The sequence below is a fragment of the Pseudomonas farsensis genome (assembly GCF_014268805.2).
Classification (GTDB): domain Bacteria; phylum Pseudomonadota; class Gammaproteobacteria; order Pseudomonadales; family Pseudomonadaceae; genus Aquipseudomonas; species Aquipseudomonas farsensis.
The window spans coordinates 1,813,987-1,832,642 of record NZ_JABWRF020000001.1 but is presented as its reverse complement, the minus strand read 5'-3'; the positions used below and the strand labels follow the sequence as shown (position 1 = coordinate 1,832,642).

Below are 18,656 nucleotides of genomic sequence, written 5' to 3'. Positions count from 1 at the left end.
GGTGTCACTCCTGGGTATGGTTATCGGCAAGCGGCTGGGTGGCAGGCTTGGCGCTGAAACGCTGCCAGGCATCGCCCTCGGTCTGCAGGTCATGGGCGCGCTTGATCAGGTAGTCGTGCAGTTTGGCCACCTCGTCAGGCTTGAGGCGGTCGGCGAACGAGGGCATGCCATCGGGGATGCGCCCTCCGTACAGGATGCTGAGAAACATCTGGTGCTTTTCGGCGCTGAGCTTGCGCAGGTCGGGCAATACACCGCCGCTGACGGCGTGGATACCGTGGCACTGTGAACAGTTGCCGTCATACAGCGCGGCACCTGCGGCAATGGTCTGCGCATCACCGGTCTGCGCCGGTGGCTTGGGCGCATCGGCCGGCGCTGGCGGTTCGTGCAGCGTGGCGGTGCCGCCCAGCTTGTAGGTGAGCACCTGGGCGAACGGCTGAACCCCGGCGCGCAAGCTCAGCGCACCGGCAAAGGTGCTGAACGCCCCACCCCAGCCAGCCATGAAGGTCACGTACTGCTCGCCGTCTACCGAATAGGTGATCGGGGCCGCCATCACGCCACTGGCGGCGGGCGACTCCCATAGCTTTTTGCCGGTCTCGGCCGCGTAGGCGATCACCCGGCCATCGGCGCTACCCTCGAACACCAGGTTGCCGGCAGTGCTCAAGGTGCCGCCGTTGAAGATGGTGATGTAGGGGACTTCCCAGGCCGGCGCCTGTTTGACCGGGTCCCAGGCAATCAGCTTGCCGGACCAGGTCTTGGCCATTTCCAGCAGGCCGTCCGGGCCTTCAGGCATCATGCCGGTGCGCAGTCCCAGCTGGTAGACGCTCTTGAAGGGGTGGCGCTTGGGCGCTTCGGGGATATGTTCGTAGTACGCCGACATGATGTGCGCCGGGATGTACACCAGGCCCGTCTGCGGGTTGTAAGACATCGGGTGCCAGTCGTGTGCGCCCCAGAACGCCGGGGTGACCAGCTTGCGCTTGCCATCCTTCCAGTAGGCGGCGGCCTGGTCATCGACAATGGGCCGGCCAGTCTTCATGTCGATGCCCTTGGCCCAGTTCACCGGCACGATGTTCTTCGCTGACAGCAGTTCGCCGGTCTTGCGGTCAAGCACATAGAAGAAACCGTTTTTCGGCGCCTGCATCAGCACCTTGCGCTGGCGGCCGTCGATGGGCAGCTCGGCCAGGATCATGTGCTGGGTGGCGGTGAAGTCCCAGGCGTCACCGGGAGTTGTCTGGTAATGCCAGGCGTATTCGCCGGTATCGGCGTTGACCGCGACGATGGATGACAGGAACAGGTTGTCGCCCTTCGCCTGGCTGCGCCATTTCGGGTCCCACAGCGAGCCGTTGCCTACGCCTATGTACAACAGGTTCAGCTCGGGGTCGTAGGCAAACGAATCCCAGGCAGTGCCGCCGCCACCCTGCTCGACGAACGCATCGCCATGCCAGGTCTTGGCGGCGATGGCCATGGCTTTGTCCTCCGGTGGCAGTTTCGGGTCGCCGGGCACGGTAAAGAAGCGCCACACTTGCTTGCCGGTCTCCGCGTCATAGGCGGTGACATAGCCGCGTACGCCAAACTCGGCGCCGCCGTTGCCGATCACCACCTTGCCGTTGACCACCCTCGGCGCCCCGGTAATGGTGTAGCTGCGGGCATGATCGCTGCGGGTGTCCACCGACCACACGCGCTTGCCGGTCTTGGCATCGATTGCCTCCAGCCGGCCATCCAGCACCCCCACGTAGACCTTGCCCTGCCACACCGCCACACCACGGTTGACGGCATCGCAACAGGCCTCACCGGCGCGCTGGCGGTCCGATTTCGGGTCGTATTTCCACAGCAGCTTGCCGTTGCGCGCATCCAGGGCGTAAACCACCGAGAACGGCCCTGTGGTGTACATCACGCCGTCGACCACAATCGGCGTCGCCTCGACGCCACGGTCCAGGTCGAGCTTGTAGCTCCAGGCCAGCCCGAGCTGGTTGACGTTGCTCTGGTCGATGTTCTTCAGCGGGCTGAAGCGCTGCTCGTCGTAGGTGCGGCCGTGGCTCATCCAGTTGCCGGGCTCCTTGTCGGCGGCAATGATGCGTGCACCGTCCACCTCGGCGGCGTGACTGGGTAGCAGGCAGGACAGGCTAAGGGCAATGGCAAGGGGCAAGACACTCGGCAACAGCCGGCGATGCGGGCCGGATTGGGTCATGGCTGGTTCTCCGTTCTTGTTATGGCGACAGCTCAGCAGAGCGTCGCAAGAACCCAGAGCAATGCCTGTGCCACGGGGGCATAACGCGGCTGTAATGCCGGTGGCAGACGGCTTGGTGCCGGCTGCATGAGGCGCTGTAGTTCAGGCCAGACTGTCGCAGCCGTGGCACACCTGGCGCGGCGCTGACACAGCTGTGTCAGCCTGGAATGCCGGCGAAACCTTTCAAAGCGCCTGGCTTGTGTGTAAAAACAGCAGACCTACCTCTGCGATGAAAGGATTCCCGGCAATGAAATACCGCCCTCTTGGCACCTCTGGCCTGCAGGTCTCGGCCCTGACCCTCGGCAGCATGATGTTTGGCGAGCAAACCAGCACCGAGGACTCGCTGCGCATCATCGACAAGGCCTGGGACCAGGGCATCAACTTTGTCGACACTGCCGATGTGTACAACGCCGGGCGCTCCGAAGAAATCGTCGGTGAGGCCGTGGCGCGCAATCGCCATGAGTGGATCGTCGCCTCCAAGGCCGGCTACGGCCCGGTCGACGGCGTGCCTAACCGCAGCGGCCTGTCGCGCAAGCACCTGTTCAATGCCATCGAGGCCACCCTGACGCGCATGGGCACCGATTACCTGGATATCTACTACCTGCACCGCGAAGACCACAGCGTGCCGTTGGAAGAGACCGTGCGCACCATTGGCGACCTGTTGGCGCAAGGCAAGATCCGCTACTGGGGCGTGAGCAACTTCCGTGGCTGGCGCATCGCCGAAATTTGCCATGTGGCCGATACACTCGGCGTTGCCAAACCGGTGGTCAGCCAACCGCTCTATAACATCGTCAATCGCCAGGCCGAGCCTGAGCAACTCACCGCTGCAGCCTTCCACGGGCTTGGCGTGGTGCCGTTCAGCCCGCTGGCGCGCGGCGTGCTCAGCGGCAAGTACGCACCCGGCTCCACGCCGGATGCCGGCAGCCGTGCCGGGCGCCAGGACAAGCGCATCATGGAGGTGGAATGGCGCCAGGAATCACTGAGCATCGCCCGCCAGGTCCAAGCCTATACCGAAGCCAAGGGCGTGGGCATCGTCGAGTTCGCCATTGCCTGGGTGCTGAACAACAAACTGATCAGCTCGGCCATCGTCGGGCCGCGCACCGAGGCGCAATGGGACACTTACGCCGGTGCCCTGGAGGTCAAGGTAACGGCTGAAGACGAGGCCTTCATCGACTCGCTGGTGACGCCGGGGCATGCTTCGACGCCTGGCTTCAACGACGTGGCGCACTTTGTCAGCGGGCGCTTGCCCCGCGGGTGAACGTTGTTGGGCGTGCCGCTGTTGCATGCCCCTATATTCCCCATTGGGGACGTTGACGCCGGGGTACCGGTCCCCCCTTTCCCCAATCACCCCTGTATCTTGCGCACCATCCAATTCAACCTGCGATGGTGCTCAATGAAACTGTTCGAACCGCTCAAGCTCGGCCCCCTCACCCTGCCCAACCGGGTATTCATGGCGCCGCTGACGCGACTGCGCAGCCGCGAGCCGGGTGATGTGCCGACGCCGCTGATGGCCGAGTACTACACCCAGCGTGCCAGCGCCGGGCTGATCATCACCGAAGCGACGCAGATTTCCTTCCAGGCCAAAGGCTATTCAGGCTCGCCGGGCATTCACAGTGCCGAGCAGATCGCCGCCTGGCGCCAGGTCAATGAAGGTATTCACGGCGCTGGTGGCCACAGCGCGGTGCAGGTGTGGCACACCGGGCGCGTTTCGCACACATCCTTGCAACCCGGTGGTGCAGCGCCTGTGGCACCTTCGGCGCTGCCTGCCGATGCACGCACCACGCTGCGCGACGAGCACGGCCAATTGATGCGCGTCGAAACCTCCACCCCACGTGCCCTGAGTGAGGCCGAAATCGCTGAAATTGTCGGGGACTTCGGCCAGGCGGCAGCTAATGCCCGCGAGGCCGGCTTCGATTTCATCGAACTGCACGCCGCCCACGGGTACCTGCTGCACCAGTTCCTCACGCCCAGCGCCAACCTGCGTGAAGACCGCTACGGCGGCAGCGTCGAAAACCGCGCACGGATTGTGCTGGAGGCGGTAGACGCCGCCATCGCGCAATGGAGCGCCGACCGGGTGGGCATCCGTATTTTCCCGCTGGGGGGCTTCAACGGCGTCGACAACGGGGAAGACCAGGAAGCTGCGGGCCTGTACCTGATTGGCGAACTGGCCAAGCGCAACCTGGCCTACCTGCACTTGTCAGAGCCAGACTGGTCGGGCGGCAAACCGCTGCGCGACGAGTTCCGCAAGGCGATCCGTGCGGTCTACCCAGGGGTCATCGTAGCGGCTGGTGCATACACGGCTGAAAAAGCAGAAGACTTGCTGAACCGTGGCCTGATCGACGCTGCGGCATTCGGCCGGGCGTTTATCGCCAACCCTGACCTGGTGGAGCGTTTACAGCAGCAAGCGCCGCTGAACGAGCATCGGGCGCAGTTCGACTATGCCAATGGTGCTGAAGGCTATACCGATTACCCGGTAATGCAGAAGGCGTAACGCCCGCAACGGCCGTGAGGCCGGCATAAAAAAGCCTGAACTGCATGACAGTTCAGGCTATGGCACAAGGGCTGTGCGTTGGCTTACTCAGGACGCACTTGAGCGGCTTGCATGCCCTTTTGCCCTTTTTCAGCGACGAAGCTGACGGTCTGGCCTTCTTTCAAAGACTTGAAACCATCCGACTCGATCGCCTTGAAGTGGACGAACAGGTCATCGCCACCACCCTGAGGGGTGATGAACCCGAAACCTTTCTCGTCGTTAAACCACTTCACTGTGCCGGTCTGTCTGTTGGACATGCTCTGAATCCTCATTCATTAACTGTGTTTCTTCATTACGAGGCTTGCAGATGCAAACCTCGGTAACCGCATCTTGCGCGCATCCGCGCAACGGTTCCACTGGCATTATTAACAGTGGTTCCGTTGGTCAGTGTAGACGGGCTTTCAAACTTCCCAAGGCACTCCGTGCTGCCAGCTTTCTACCAGCAGATCGATGAACCCGCGCACCCTTGGCGACAGGTGGCGTTTGCTCGGGTACACGATGCGAATGGGGTCGGCAGGTGGGCGGTATTGTTGCAGCACCTCCACAAGCGTGCCGGCGCGCAAGTCGTCGCCCGTGATGTAGGTAGGCAGTTGAATCAGCCCGAACCCCGCCCGCGCGCCGTCGAGCAGCGCTTCGGAGCTGTCGATGTTCAGCCGCCCAGGCTCTTCGCACAGATGCAGGCCTGCTTCGGTATGAAAACGCCAGGGGCTGGACTTTTCACCCACCAGAAACGCGATCTTGTCATGCCCGTACAGGTCCGCCGGCACCTGCGGCGTGCCGTGGGCGGCCAGGTAGTCGGGCGAGGCGCAAGTGACGTAGCGCTGCCAGGCCACGGTGCGGGTCAGCAGTTGCGAGTCTTCTTTAGGCGCACCGATACGCACCGCGACGTCTACGCCCTCTTCGACCAGGTCGACAAAACGGTCAGTGAAGCGAATATCGGCACGCAGCTCGGGCCAGCGCTTGAGGTAGCGGTCAAGCAGCGGCAATACATGGCGCTGGCCGAACGACAGCGGTGCGGTCAGGCGCAGGGTGCCGGTGGGCTTACCCCGGCGCTGGGCCATGGTGGTATCGACCTCATCGAGGTCATCGAGAATCTGCTGCCAGCGTTCGAAAGCCACCTGCCCTTCATCGGTCAGGCTCAGCTTGCGCGTGGTGCGGTTGAGCAGGCGCACCGCCATGCGCGCTTCCAGGCGGGCGATGCTTTTACCCACCGCCGAACGGGTCAGGCCAAGGCTTGCACCCGCGGCGGTGAAGCTGCCGGCCTTCACGGCGCTGACAAAGGCGGCGATGTCGCCGAAGCGGTTGGGTTCCATGGGGCATTCCGGTTGGCACAGCCCTGCAAGATGGGTGCAAATCGGCGTATTGCAAGGCTCAGCGGATAATCAGCCGATAGGCAACGGCCCGTGTTTCACGACCGTTGGGGTACCCTGCGAAAATCACCTGCTCTTCGCCGGCCTTGGGGCCTGCGGTATACACGTAGCGATTGATCGGTTTGGGTGCGCTGATGCGGTATTCGCGGTGCAGGCGGCCCAGCTTGTCCGGGTGGATAGCGCCCATTTTTTCGACCGGCGTCCAGCGCTCAAGCCAGGTCTTGCGGCCTTCGGCTGTGGTGTAGTCGTGTATGACGCAGCGCTCGCCGCGCTTGAGTTGCACCGGGATTACCCAGTTGCCGAACTGCTCGTCCTTGTACGCTTTGTCAACCTGCACCTCGCAAGCCATTGTGGGGCCTGCCAGAAGCGCCAGGGACAACAGGTAACGGTTCATGTAAAGCTCCTTGAGTGCTGATGAAGATCAAAGGCCGGGCAAACCTGTTCCGGCCTCATCGCCGGCTGTCGCCAGCTCCCACAGGATCTGGACAAGGCCTCAATGTTGCGACTGTGCGCGATCGCTGTGGGAGATTCTATGGTTTCGGGCAAGTCGCTTTTGATTGTGTAGGAGCGGCCTTGTGTCGCGATGGGCTGCGAAGCAGCCCCAGGATCTGTGCACCCACCAGAATCGCTGGGGCTGCTTCGCAGCCCATCGCGACACAAGGCCGCTCCTACAATGACCGCGTAAAACGGCACCGATATAGCGACAAGCCCCATTCCGTGGGAGCTGGCGACAGCCTGCGATGAGGCCAGTGCAGGCTGGTGATCAATGCCGGGCTCCAGCGGCATGCCCTTCCGGCTGCGCCGCCCAGGCGGCCAACGGCAAAGGTGGCTGCTGGGTGAAGATGCGCTGCCAGACCAACCTCAGCTTCTGCCCATCGAACAGCGAGGCGGCGCCGCCACCGACCCAGCCGCGCGGCTGGATCACCACCCATTGCCCAGTGTTGTCGCGCTCGGCCATTTGGAAACGGAAAGTGTAATTGCCAGGTATGCCCATGCGCAGGTCAGTCACCACCAACGCATCCCCCACCACGTCGTAGCGCAGCCAGTCGTCGGTGAACCAGCGCAACCGATCGTGCAACGGATCGCCATCCAGCACCTTGCCCGCCGCTAGATTTCGCGGCAGCCGCAGCAATTCGGGCGGCTCGCTGTCGAACCAACTGCTCACCGCTTCGTAGTAATCGCCCTCCGGGGTTTTGGCCAGCCCCCGCCAGACCAAGGTTGTGAACGCGATAGGGACAGCACGCATTTCGGTAACCGCGATCCCCTGCTGCTCGAATGCGGCGTTCAAGCGCTGTTCGGCAGCCATGCGCCCGGCAAGGCCGAAGCCCAGGTAAGCGGTACTGAAGGCAAGGGCGATGGACAAAACCCCGACTGCCCTGCCCTGCAAGCCTTTCGCCACGGCGTAGAACACCGCCGCCAGCAAGGGCACGGTATAGACCGGGTCGATAATGAACACTGCTGCCCAGCTTTGCGGCGTGATTTGCAGCGGCCACAGCAGTTGAGTGCCATATACTGTGAGCGCATCCAGCACCGGGTGGGTGATCAGCACCAGCCAGAACGCGATGAAACAACGCCCCAAGGTATAGCCCTTTTGTGGCCACATTCTACAGACCAGCCACGCCAGTAACAGCGCCATGGCCGTGAGCACGAACACCGAATGGGTCAGGCCACGGTGGAAGGTCATCTGCGACACGGGGTCGGCATAGCGGACCAGTACGTCAAGGTCGGGGACGGTGGCGAGGGCTGCGCCGTACAGCAATGCGCGACGGCCCTGGATACGGCCCAGGACCGCGCCCTGCAGGGCCGCGCCGAGGACGGCTTGGGTGAGAGAGTCCATGGACAGGTTCCGGAAAAACGATGCAGGGAAACTACCCGTAACCTGTCGAACGGTGCAAATGGCGTCTTGTATCAGCAAAGCTCTATTTTTATCTATACCTGTCCAATACCCCAATAGCGCGGCAGCCGCAGCACTCAATGAACGCCATAGCAATTACCCATTGAACACGCAGCCCAGGGTGCAGTAAGCTCGGGCTCATTCACTGGAGAGCATCATGTCGATACCCGCCCGCAACCTCGCCAAACACATCGGTCGCCCTGCGCACCGCGTGCTGGCCGTTGCCGCTCGTAACGCTGCTGCCTGCTCCTATTTTGGGTATTGGTTTAGCCACTAGGCGCCGATACCTACCCGGCGCCCACCTTCGAGGGGCCGCCGAACATGAGAATACTCAAACCCCCGGTCGGCTCCCCGACCGGGGGTTTTGCTTTTTCGGGCTTTGACTTTCAACATTTTTATTGAGGACAGCTTCATGACTTACATCACTTATGCCTACCCAAGCACCTACGCATGGCGATTTAGCCAATCCCGTTCGGGCCAGCCTGCCGCCTCCGTTCGGTCGATTTCCGGTGGCACTGCCGCGCCTCAACCGAATTTGACGATCTGTCGAACACCTCGATAGGGCCGACCGCGCGGGCCTGAACCCGCCGTCCGCCCAGGGAAATAACACCATGCACGCCTCGAACCTCGCCCTGACCCAACCGCAAGCCGCCAATACCAGCGTCAGCAAACGCCTGCCAAGCCCGCACCTGCTCAAGCAGCAGATGCCACTGTCCAGCGAACTCACCCAGCAAGTCCATAGCCAACGCCAGGCCATCCGCGCCATCCTCGAAGGCCGCGACCCGCGCCTGTTGGTGGTGGTCGGCCCGTGCTCGCTGCACGACCCACGCTCCGCCCTTGAATACGCCGACCGCCTGGCTGAACTCAGCCGCGAGGTGGATGACAAGCTGTTGCTGGTGATGCGCGCCTACGTCGAAAAGCCACGTACCACGGTGGGCTGGAAAGGCCTGGCCTACGACCCGCACCTTGATGGCAGCGACGATATGCACGCAGGCATCGCGCTGTCCCGCGGGCTGATGCTGAGCATGATCGAGCGCGGCTTGCCGGTCGCCACCGAGCTGCTGCAACCGGTGGCAGCCGGTTACTTCGACGACCTGCTGGGCTGGGCGGCCATTGGTGCGCGCACCACCGAATCGCAGATCCACCGCGAGATGGTCAGCGGCCTGGAGCTGGCGGTGGGCTTCAAGAACGGCACCGATGGCGGCATTGGCATCGCCTGTGACGCCATGCGCAGCGCCGCGCACCCGCATCGCCACTTCGGCATGGATGCACAGGGCTACCCGGCAATCATCGAGAGCCTTGGCAACCCGGACACTCATCTGGTGCTGCGCGGTGGCCATCAGGGGCCGAATTACGATGCTGCAAGTATTGCCCTGGCGCGCCAGGGGCTGGCCAAGGCTGGGCTGGCAGCACGGATCATGGTCGATTGCAGCCATGCCAACAGCGGCAAGGACCCCACGCGGCAGCCGGCGGTGTTCGAGGATGTCTTGCAGCAACGCCTGGATGGCGACCGTTCGCTGGTCGGGGTCATGCTCGAAGGCCACCTGTTCGACGGCTGCCAGGCGCTGGGCAAGGGCGCGCTGAAATACGGCGTGTCGATCACTGACGCATGCTTGGGGTGGGCATCGACAGAGGCCCTGCTGCGCGGGGCGGCACAACGTTTGTAGTGCCCGGCATCGCTATCGCACAGAGCGTTATACCTACTGAGGGAGCGGGCTTGCCCCGCGATGCGCAAGCATGACCTCCGTCATTGCTCTTGCTGCCGCAAAGTGGACTGCCTTCAAGAAATTGGACACCCATTCAATTCCTGGGCGCAGTCCGCCGGCCTGAGTCAGGGGATGAGGGTTTGCTCTACGGCGAGACACGCCCCAGGCAAGTGCGTTAGTCTTGCCCTTTTTCACCCAAGGAGCAGCTCTCATGGCCAAAGCCACCGCCCGCCACATCCTCGTCAGCAGCGAAGACAAGTGCAACGAACTCAAAGCCCAGATCGAAGCAGGCGCCGATTTCGCCGAAGTCGCCAAGGCCAACTCCACCTGCCCGTCCAGCCGCCAAGGCGGTGACCTGGGCTCGTTCGGCCCGGGCCAGATGGTCAAAGAGTTCGACACCGTGGTGTTCAGCGCCCCGGTCAACACCGTGCAAGGCCCGGTGAAAACCCAGTTCGGTTATCACCTGCTCGAAGTGACCAGCCGCCAGGACTGAGTCATCACAGCCGATGAGCAGCCCTATGGGGGCGGGCTTGCCCGCGAATGCGTCCAGCCAGGCATTATTGTCGCCTGCACGACCGCCTTCGCCGGCAAACCGGCTTTCACAGGGTTTGGCGGCAGTAGCACTGTTATGTTCAGCATTCACCGCCCTCGCCGCCCCCAGCCACGCCCTCACCGTCTACGGTGAAGCCCCTCGCTACAACGCAAGCTTTCAGCACTTCGACTACGTCCACCCCGACGCCCCCAAAGGCGGCAGCCTGCGCCGCTCGGCCATCGAAATCGGCCAGTTCGACCATATCCTCCCTTTTATAGACAAAGGCACCGGCGTCAGTGAAGTCGACGGCTGGCTGTACGCGCCCTTGGCCGTGCGCTCGTTCGATGAGCCTTACAGCGTTTATGGCTTGATCGCCCGCACCCTGGAACGCGGGCCGGACGATGCCTGGCTGCGTGTGGACATCGACCCACGCGCCACCTTCGCCGATGGCAAGCCGGTGCGGGCCGAAGACGTACGCTTTACCTTCGAACTGCTGATGAGCAAGGGCAGCCTCAAGTACCGCACGTTATTCGCCGAGGTCAGTGCGGTCATCGTCGAGGGCCCGCGACGAGTGCGTTTCGACCTGCGAACACCGCACGGTCGCACCCTGGCGCTGGATATTGCCACCCTGCCGGTGCTGCCTGAGCACGACTGGCAGCAGCGCGATTTTGCCAACGGTGGCGGTTTCGACAAGCCGGTCGGCAGCGGGCCTTACCGGATCAGCCGCATCGACAACGGCCGCAGCATCACCTTTGAACGCGACCCCCAGTGGTGGGCCCGTGACCTGCCCGTAAGCCGGGGGCGCTTCAACTTCCAGCGCATCCGCCTGGAATACTTCGGCGACACCGAAGTCGCCCGCCAGGTGCTCAAGGGCGGCGGCTACGATTACAACCGCGAATACTCTGCCACCGCCTACACCCTGGGCTACAAGGGCGCGGCCCTCGACGACGGGCGCTTGCAACGCGCCCATCTGGGCCCGGCCAAGCCCCAGGTGGCTCAAGGGTTTGTGTTCAACCTCGACCGCCCGGCCTTCCAGGACCGCCGCGTGCGCCAGGCGCTGGGCATGCTCTGGGACTTCGAGTGGAGCAATCGGCAGATGATGCGCAATATGTACATCCGCCAGCAGAGCGTGTTCTCCAATACGCCGCTGGCTGCCCGTACGCTGCCCGATGCCGAAGAGCTCAAGCTGCTCGAACCGCTGCGCGGCCAGGTGCCCGACGAAGTGTTCAGCCAGGTTTTCACAGCGCCGGTCACCGATGCCTCGGGCATTATCCGCCCGCAACAGTTGCAAGCCCTTGCCTTGCTGCAAGCCGCTGGCTGGCGCCCGCAGGGCGACCAACTGGTCAACGCCGCCGGCGAGCCGCTGAGTTTTACCTTCCTCAACGGGCAGGCGGGCCTTGAACGCCTGCTGCTGCCGTGGAAGCGCAACCTGGCGCAAATCGGCGTTACGTTGAATATCCGCAATGTCGATGCCGCTCAATATGTGAACCGGGTCATGGCACGCGACTACGACATGATCGTCACCGGCTACCCGGTCACCCTTTCGCCGGGCAGCGAGCTTTACAACTACTTCGGCTCTGCGGCAGCCCATGACCCTGGCTCGAACAATGTGATGGTGCTGCAGGACCCCGCTGTCGACCGCTTGCTTGAAGGCCTGGTGCGCGCCGACAGCCAGGCCGCCATGCTGCGCCACGCCCATGCCTTGGACCGAGTGTTACAGTGGAACTACTACTGGATCCCCAACTACTACCCGCCAGGCAGCTCGACGGTGTGGTGGAACCGCTTCGGCCTGCCCAAGGTTCAGGCGGCGTATGACGAGGGCCTCGACACCTGGTGGGAGGTCAGCCCAACGGCGTTGACCGACCAGCAGATGCGCGCGCTCAAGGGCAATTCACCATGACCGGCTATATTCTGCGCCGCCTGTTGCTGATCATTCCCACACTGCTGGCCATCCTGCTGGTCAACTTCGCCATCGTCCAGGCCGCCCCGGGCGGGCCCGTGGAGCAAGCGGTGGCGCGCCTGCAAGGCATCGGCGGCAGCGCACCTGGCGCGCGCAGCGAAGCGCTGCAGGGCGAGTCGCGTGCCAGCCGTGGGCTGGACCCGAAGCTGCTGGATGACATAAAGCGCCAGTACGGCTTCGACAAGACCGCCAGCGAACGCCTGTGGCTGATGCTCGGCCAGTACGCCCGGCTGGATTTCGGCCAGAGTTTCTTTCGTGGGGCCAAGGTCACCGACCTGATTCTGGACAAACTTCCGGTCACCCTGTCGCTGGGGTTCTGGGCCACGTTGATCACCTACCTGGTATCGATCCCGCTGGGCATCCGCAAGGCGGTGCGCCACGGTAGCCGCTTCGATGCCTGGAGCAGCGCGCTGATCGTGATCGGCTACGCCCTGCCCTCGTTCCTGTTCGCCCTGCTGCTGATCGTGGTGTTCGCCGGGGGCACGTCGCTGAACTGGTTCCCGGTGCGGGGCCTGGTGTCCGACGATTTCGACCAGCTCAGCCTGCTGGGCAAAGTCGCCGACTATTTCTGGCACTTGGTATTGCCAGTTGGGGCGCTGGTGATCGGCGGGTTCGCCACCCTCACCCTGCTGACCAAAAACGCCTTCCTGGATGAAATTACCCGCCAGTACGTAATTACGGCGCGGGCCAAAGGCCTGAGCGAGCGCCGGGTGCTTTACCGGCATGTGCTGCGCAACGCCATGCTGCTGGTGGTCGCTGGGCTCCCCCAGGCGCTGATCACGGTCTTTTTTGCAGGCTCTTTGCTGATCGAGGTTATTTTCTCGCTCGACGGCCTTGGGCGCATGAGTTACGAGGCGGCGGTGTCCCGTGATTACCCGGTGGTGTTCGGCACGCTGTTCATCTTTACCTTGGCCGGGCTGTTGATTCGTCTGCTGGGCGATCTGTGCTACACGGCGCTGGACCCGCGCATCGACTTCGACACGAGGGCGCACTGATGCTCTCGCCACTGGCTCGCAGGCGCCTGCGCCGCTTTCGCGACAACCGCCGTGGCTGGCTGTCGCTGTGGCTGTTTGCAGGGTTGCTGCTGCTGAGCCTGGGCGCGGAACTGGTGGCCAACGACAAGCCGCTGCTGCTGTCGTACCAAGGCGAGCTGTACACCCCGGCGCTCAAGCGCTACACCGAGCAGCAGTTCGGTGGGCAGTTGCCTTTTCAACCCGACTACCGCAGCCAGTACGTGCGCGAGCTGATCGCAAGCCAGGGTGGCAGGATGCTGTTCGCGCCAATACCGTTCAGCGCCGATACGCCCAACTACGACTTGCAGGCACCCACCCCTAGCCCGCCAAGCGCAAGCAACTGGCTGGGCACCGATGACCAGGGCCGCGACGTGTTGGCGCGGGTGCTGTACGGCACCCGAGTGTCGTTATTGTTCGCCTTCGCCCTGACCGCGGTCAGCGTGCTGATCGGGCTTGCTGCCGGGGCATTGCAGGGCTACCACGGCGGATGGGTCGACCTGCTTGGCCAGCGCCTGCTCGAAGTCTGGTCCGGGCTGCCGGTGCTGTATCTGCTGATCATTCTGTCGGGGTTCGTCGAGCCGGGTTTCTGGTGGCTGCTGGGCATCATGGCGTTATTCTCGTGGCTGACCCTAGTGGATGTGGTGCGCGCCGAGTTTTTGCGTGGGCGCAACCTTGAGTACGTAAAAGCTGCGCGTGCGCTGGGTTTGAGCGACCTGCAGGTGATGCTGCGGCATATCCTGCCCAATGCCATGAACGTGACGCTGACCCTTGTGCCGTTTATGCTGACCGGGGCGATCACCACCCTGACCGCGCTGGATTTCCTCGGTTTCGGCATGCCCGCCGGCAGCGCCTCGCTGGGCGAGCTGGTCACCCAAGGCAAGCAGCATCTCGAAGCGCCTTGGCTGGGCTTTACGGCGTTCTTCGCCCTGGCGCTGATTTTGTCGCTGCTGGTGTTCATCGGCGAGGCGCTGCGCGAGGCGTTTGATCCGCGAAGGTAACAAGCCTACCTGCTCCGGCCTCATCGCAGGCTGGCGCCAGCTCCTACAGGGACTTGAGCTCGGCCACAACATCGCGGGCTGGCGTGACCTTTGTGGGAGCTGGCGCCAGCCTGCGATGAGGCCGGAGCAGGAAGGCTCAGAACCACTGCCCCAAATACGTCGCAGCCACTGACAAAACCAAAACAACCAAGGAGAACTGCATGACCCTAAAAGGCAAGACTGCACTGGTCACCGGCTCTACCAGCGGCATCGGCCTGGGAATCGCCCAGGTACTGGCCCAGGCCGGTGCGAATATCGTCCTCAATGGCTTCGGTGACCCGGCCCCGGCCATCGCCCAGATCAAGCACCAAGGTGTCGAAGCCATCCACCACCCAGCAGACCTCTCCGACATCCGCCAGATCGAACAACTGTTCGCCGCCGCACAACGCGCCTTTGGCGCGGTGGACATTCTGGTCAACAACGCCGGCATTCAGCATGTCGCCCCGGTGGAGCAGTTCCCGGTCGAGGCCTGGGACAAGATCATCGCCCTGAACCTTTCAGCCGTTTTCCATGGCAGCCGGCTGGTACTGCCGGGCATGCGCGAGCGCGGCTGGGGGCGCATTGTCAATATCGCCTCGGTGCATGGTCTGGTCGGCTCCACCGGCAAGGCTGCCTACGTGGCCGCCAAGCATGGTGTGGTCGGCCTGACCAAGGTGATCGGCCTGGAAACCGCCACCAGCAACATTACCTGCAACGCCATCTGCCCCGGTTGGGTACTGACACCGCTGGTGCAGAAACAGATCGACGACCGCGCCGCCAATGGCGGGGATGCCCAGCAAGCACAGCACGACCTGCTGGCCGAGAAGCAGCCATCGCTGGCCTTCGTCACGCCCCAGCATCTGGGTGAGCTGGTGCTGTTTCTGTGCAGCGAGGCCGGCAGCCAGGTACGCGGCGCGGCCTGGAACGTCGATGGCGGCTGGCTGGCCCAGTGATGACCGCCGCGTGCGGGGCAAGGCCCGCACAGCGGCGCGGCTTCAGGCATAATGGCGGCCTTTTTTGCCCCGAAACACAGGTGTTACATGAAAGCTCAAGCCCGCCACATCCTGGTAAAAACCGCTGAAGAAGCCGAAAAGCTCAAGCAGCGTATCGCCAATGGCGAAGCCTTCGACGTGCTGGCCAAGAAGTTCTCGACCTGCCCATCCGGCAAACGTGGCGGCGACCTGGGCGAAGTCCGCCCAGGGCAAATGGTCGGCGCAATCGACCAGGTGATCTTCAAGAAGCCGCTGCGCGTGGTCCATGGGCCGATCAAGAGCAAGTTCGGCTACCACCTGGTGCAGACGTTCTACCGCGACTGACCGCCTGCCAACTGCGGCCACCTGTCATTTTTGCCAGTTGCGCCGCGCCGCTATGCTTCTGTAAAACCGCGGTGACCCCGCACAGCTTCGCTGTCGTGCCGGCCCTTCTGCTACGCGGAGGAATCCACGATGGCGGCGCGCCTGTACGTGCCCGTTATGTTGTGGCAATTGCTGGGTATCTGCACGGCCCAGGCCGAGTGCACATTGCTGCCAGGGCCTGGCGATGACAACTTCGTTTGCAGCAGCGCAGACGCCCCTTCACTGACCGATACCAGCGGCGACAACAGCCTGCTATTCCCTGCTGGCGGCAACGGCAGCATCATCGGCAACGTCACCTTTGGCGCAGGGCGCGACCGCCTGGACATGGCCTCAGGCCGCATCGCAGGCAACGTCAACCAAGGCGCCGGCATCGACGACTTCAGCATGAGCGGCGGTGTGATCGAGGGTAATCTCAATCAGGGCGACGGGCTGGACACTTTTTACATGTCCAGCGGCTGGATCCAGGGTACCTTCGACAGCGGCGACTACGCCGAAATGGACGGCGGGCGCATCGGCAACGTCAACATGCGCCTGGACCAGAACACCTTCATCATGCGCGGCGGCGGCATCGACCAGAACCTGATTACCGGTTTTGATACCGATTACGTAGAGGTTTTCAACGGCAGTATCGGTGGCAATATCAGCGTCAGCGGTGGCAATGACCAGGTGCTTGTGCACGGTGGCCAGATTGGCGGCAACGTGCTGCTGAGTACCGGCGACGACCGCTTCGTCTGGGACGGCGGGCGGATTGGCGGTTCGGTCGACCTCGGCCCAGGCAACGACACGGCTGACGTGCGCGGGCTTGGGGCCGATGTGCTAGCGATCACGCTTGATGGCGGCAGTGGCGAGGACAGCCTGGCCTTTGCCGGCAGTAACCCGCTCGGCGGCGCCAATTACAGCAACTGGGAGCAGATCCACCTGACCCAAGCCAGCCGGCTGGCGCTGGACGATACGCTGCTGTTAGGCGATGCAGTCAGCGGCAGCGGCACTCTGACCATCGACCCCAGCAGTACCCTCACCTCCCGCCAAGGTACCATTGCCGCCCTCGGTGCAGGCGGGGCTACGGTGCGCAATGCCGGTACTTTAGACCTGAGTGCCGGAAACGACGCCCGAGGTCGGCTTACCATCGTCGGCGATTATCAGGGCAGCAATGGCAGCGTGCGCCTGAACAGCGTACTGGCCGGCGATGGCGCGGCCTCCGACCGGCTCATCGTCAGCCAAGGCACAGTCAGCGGCAGCACACGCCTGCACATCACCAACCTGGGCGGCAGCGGCGCAGCCACCGTCAGCGATGGCATTCTGGTGGTTGAAGCAGTACAGGGCGCCACCAGCAGCGCCGCTGCTTTTACTCAGGCCGCGCCGGTGTCTGCCGGGGCCTATGACTACCAACTGTTCAAGGGCGGCCCAAGCGCCGGTAGCGAAAACAACTGGTACCTACGCTCAAGCCTGCTTGCCACCCAAGCGCCACTCTACCGGCCGGAGGTGCCCGTTTATGCCGCAGCTCCCCGCGGCGCGGCGGTGATTGCACGGCTAGCGGTGGGCACACTGCATCAGCGCCAAGGTGATCAGCGTGTGCAGTCCGGCAGTTGGGGGCAGGCGTATGCCGCTAACCTGCATCAGCAGTGGAGTGGCACCGTCAACCCAAGCCTGCAGGGGGATATCAATGGCTTCAGAGTGGGCCAGGATCTTTACGCCAATACCGACGCTGAGGGTGCGCATCAGCAGGCTGGGGTGTACCTGGGCCACAGCCGTCTGAATGCGCGGGTCGAGGGTTATGCCCTGGCGCAAGCGAACCAGCGCGTCGGCGAGCTGGAACTGACTGGCGACAGCCTCGGGCTGTACTGGACTCGGGTTGGAGCCAGAGGCGGCTATGTCGATGGCGTGGTGCAGTACACCTGGCTCGACGGCCAGGCTCGCTCCGACCGAGGCGGCAAGCTTGACCTGGATGGCCATGCGTGGACCGCCTCGTTGGAGGCGGGCCTGCCCATAGCGCTGTGGCCGGGGTGGACGCTGGAACCCCAGGCGCAGTTAGTTGCACAAAAAGTTGTGCTCGACGATGGCAGTGACCGCGTCTCGCACGTGGCTCACGAGGCCCAGGTAGAGATCACCACCCGCCTGGGTTTGCGCCTGGAGCGTGCAACAACCGCACGCTGGCAGCCGTATGCGCAGCTCAATGTGTGGCACGGCGATGGCGGCCATGACAGCGTGGTGTTCGACCGGGCCGAACGCATCAAGACCGACTACCGCTACACCTCGCTGCAAGTGGAAAGCGGCTTGCTGGTGCAGGCCAGCGAAACACTGACGTTGCATGCGGGCGCCCAGTACACCCGCAATCTCGACAGCCGCCAGCAACAAGCCAGCGGCGTAAACCTTGGCCTGCGCTGGCGCTTCTAACGCCGCGCAGCCAGCAGGCCCAACCCGGCACAGCCCAGCAGCGAGGCGCTGACCCGGTTGAACACGCGCCTCGGGCCTGGTCGCTCGCACCAACGCTGCAAATAGGTGCCGAGCCCTGCGTAAATAGCGATGGCCGCCCACTCCAGCAACAGGAACAGCACACCCAAGTACACAAACTGCTCGCCCACCGGCGTGCTGCTGCCAACATCTACAAACTGGGGCAGGAAGGCGGTGAACAGCAGAATCGCTTTTGGGTTGCCCGCCGCCACCAAAAACTCCTGACGCGCCAGCTTCCAGATGCCGCGAGACTGCTCCGAGGCCAAGGCGGCCTCGCCCACCGGCGCGCGCCACAGCTGCCAGGCGACGTAGAACAAGTAGCCGGCACCCAGCACCTTGATTGCCAGGAACAAGTATTCGCTGGTGTGCAGCACCACAGCAAGGCCCAGGGCGGCCAAGGCAATCATGCCGCTGAACGCAAGCAACCTGCCGCCTCCGGCGACACAAGCGGTGCGCAGCCCGTAACGGCTGGCGTTATGCAACGACAACAGGTTGTTCGGCCCCGGCGCCATGTTCAGGGCAAAGCAGGCGGGGATGAACAGCAGCAGGCTCGACAGGTCCATTTTGTTCTCCTTCTGGGGCTTGCCAGCGTCGCTTCGGCGCGG

General features: G+C 63.4%; 16 protein-coding genes. 10 read left to right on the top strand and 6 right to left on the bottom strand.

The window, feature by feature from the left end; translation table 11 throughout:
* Window positions 1–4: 4 nt before the first annotated feature.
* The gene (locus tag HU719_RS08380) at window positions 5–2,185 is read right to left on the bottom strand and encodes a PQQ-dependent dehydrogenase, methanol/ethanol family (RefSeq protein WP_186537362.1); all 2,181 of its coding nucleotides are present in this window, start codon (window positions 2,183–2,185) and stop codon (window positions 5–7) included.
* A gap of 286 nt (window positions 2,186–2,471) precedes the next feature.
* Between HU719_RS08380 and HU719_RS08375 the strand changes: the two genes are divergently transcribed.
* Complete coding sequence (locus tag HU719_RS08375; protein WP_186537363.1) at window positions 2,472–3,482, top strand: aldo/keto reductase; 1,011 nt, start codon at window positions 2,472–2,474, stop codon at window positions 3,480–3,482.
* A gap of 135 nt (window positions 3,483–3,617) precedes the next feature.
* The gene (locus HU719_RS08370) at window positions 3,618–4,715 is read left to right on the top strand and encodes an alkene reductase (RefSeq protein ID WP_186523047.1); all 1,098 of its coding nucleotides are present in this window, start codon (window positions 3,618–3,620) and stop codon (window positions 4,713–4,715) included.
* 83 nt (window positions 4,716–4,798) lie between these two features.
* Here the strand turns inward: HU719_RS08370 and HU719_RS08365 are convergent, their stop codons facing one another.
* The 4 genes from HU719_RS08365 to HU719_RS08350 form a co-directional block, all read right to left on the bottom strand.
* On the bottom strand, window positions 4,799–5,011 hold the full coding sequence (locus HU719_RS08365) for a cold-shock protein (RefSeq protein WP_003179963.1): 213 nt from the start codon (window positions 5,009–5,011) through the stop codon (window positions 4,799–4,801).
* A gap of 144 nt (window positions 5,012–5,155) precedes the next feature.
* The gene (locus HU719_RS08360) at window positions 5,156–6,067 is read right to left on the bottom strand and encodes a LysR family transcriptional regulator (protein WP_186537364.1); all 912 of its coding nucleotides are present in this window, start codon (window positions 6,065–6,067) and stop codon (window positions 5,156–5,158) included.
* Window positions 6,068–6,125: 58 nt separating this feature from the next.
* The gene (locus HU719_RS08355; RefSeq protein ID WP_186523051.1) at window positions 6,126–6,518 is read right to left on the bottom strand and encodes a hypothetical protein; all 393 of its coding nucleotides are present in this window, start codon (window positions 6,516–6,518) and stop codon (window positions 6,126–6,128) included.
* 369 nt (window positions 6,519–6,887) lie between these two features.
* A complete protein-coding gene (locus tag HU719_RS08350) occupies window positions 6,888–7,961 on the bottom strand; it encodes a metal-dependent hydrolase (RefSeq protein WP_186534684.1) in 1,074 nt (357 codons plus the stop codon).
* 668 nt (window positions 7,962–8,629) lie between these two features.
* On the opposite strand from HU719_RS08350, the gene HU719_RS08345 reads away from it, so the two are divergent.
* From HU719_RS08345 to HU719_RS08310, 8 genes are all read left to right on the top strand, one after another.
* The gene (locus tag HU719_RS08345) at window positions 8,630–9,685 is read left to right on the top strand and encodes a 3-deoxy-7-phosphoheptulonate synthase (protein WP_186516428.1); all 1,056 of its coding nucleotides are present in this window, start codon (window positions 8,630–8,632) and stop codon (window positions 9,683–9,685) included.
* Between the two features lie 250 nt (window positions 9,686–9,935).
* The gene (locus tag HU719_RS08340; protein WP_186534683.1) at window positions 9,936–10,217 is read left to right on the top strand and encodes a peptidylprolyl isomerase; all 282 of its coding nucleotides are present in this window, start codon (window positions 9,936–9,938) and stop codon (window positions 10,215–10,217) included.
* A 13-nt stretch (window positions 10,218–10,230) separates the two neighbouring features.
* Window positions 10,231–12,156, top strand: a complete 1,926-nt coding sequence (locus HU719_RS08335) for an extracellular solute-binding protein (RefSeq protein ID WP_186534682.1) — start codon at window positions 10,231–10,233, stop codon at window positions 12,154–12,156.
* A complete protein-coding gene (locus HU719_RS08330; protein ID WP_186534681.1) occupies window positions 12,153–13,211 on the top strand; it encodes a microcin C ABC transporter permease YejB in 1,059 nt (352 codons plus the stop codon). The genes HU719_RS08335 and HU719_RS08330 overlap by 4 nt, the downstream gene beginning before the upstream one ends.
* Complete coding sequence (locus HU719_RS08325; RefSeq protein WP_186534680.1) at window positions 13,211–14,227, top strand: ABC transporter permease; 1,017 nt, start codon at window positions 13,211–13,213, stop codon at window positions 14,225–14,227. Before HU719_RS08330 ends, HU719_RS08325 begins: the two co-directional genes overlap by 1 nt.
* A gap of 200 nt (window positions 14,228–14,427) precedes the next feature.
* Complete coding sequence (gene hbdH / locus HU719_RS08320) at window positions 14,428–15,198, top strand: 3-hydroxybutyrate dehydrogenase (RefSeq protein WP_186534679.1); 771 nt, start codon at window positions 14,428–14,430, stop codon at window positions 15,196–15,198.
* A gap of 87 nt (window positions 15,199–15,285) precedes the next feature.
* Window positions 15,286–15,561, top strand: a complete 276-nt coding sequence (locus HU719_RS08315; RefSeq protein ID WP_133323846.1) for a peptidylprolyl isomerase — start codon at window positions 15,286–15,288, stop codon at window positions 15,559–15,561.
* Between the two features lie 129 nt (window positions 15,562–15,690).
* Window positions 15,691–17,994, top strand: coding sequence for an autotransporter family protein (locus tag HU719_RS08310; protein ID WP_186534678.1), 2,304 nt, complete (start codon window positions 15,691–15,693; stop codon window positions 17,992–17,994).
* On the opposite strand, the gene HU719_RS08305 is transcribed toward HU719_RS08310, so the two are convergent.
* A complete protein-coding gene (locus tag HU719_RS08305; protein ID WP_186534677.1) occupies window positions 17,991–18,614 on the bottom strand; it encodes a LysE family translocator in 624 nt (207 codons plus the stop codon). The genes HU719_RS08310 and HU719_RS08305 overlap by 4 nt on opposite strands.
* Between the last annotated feature and the right edge of the window lie 42 nt (window positions 18,615–18,656).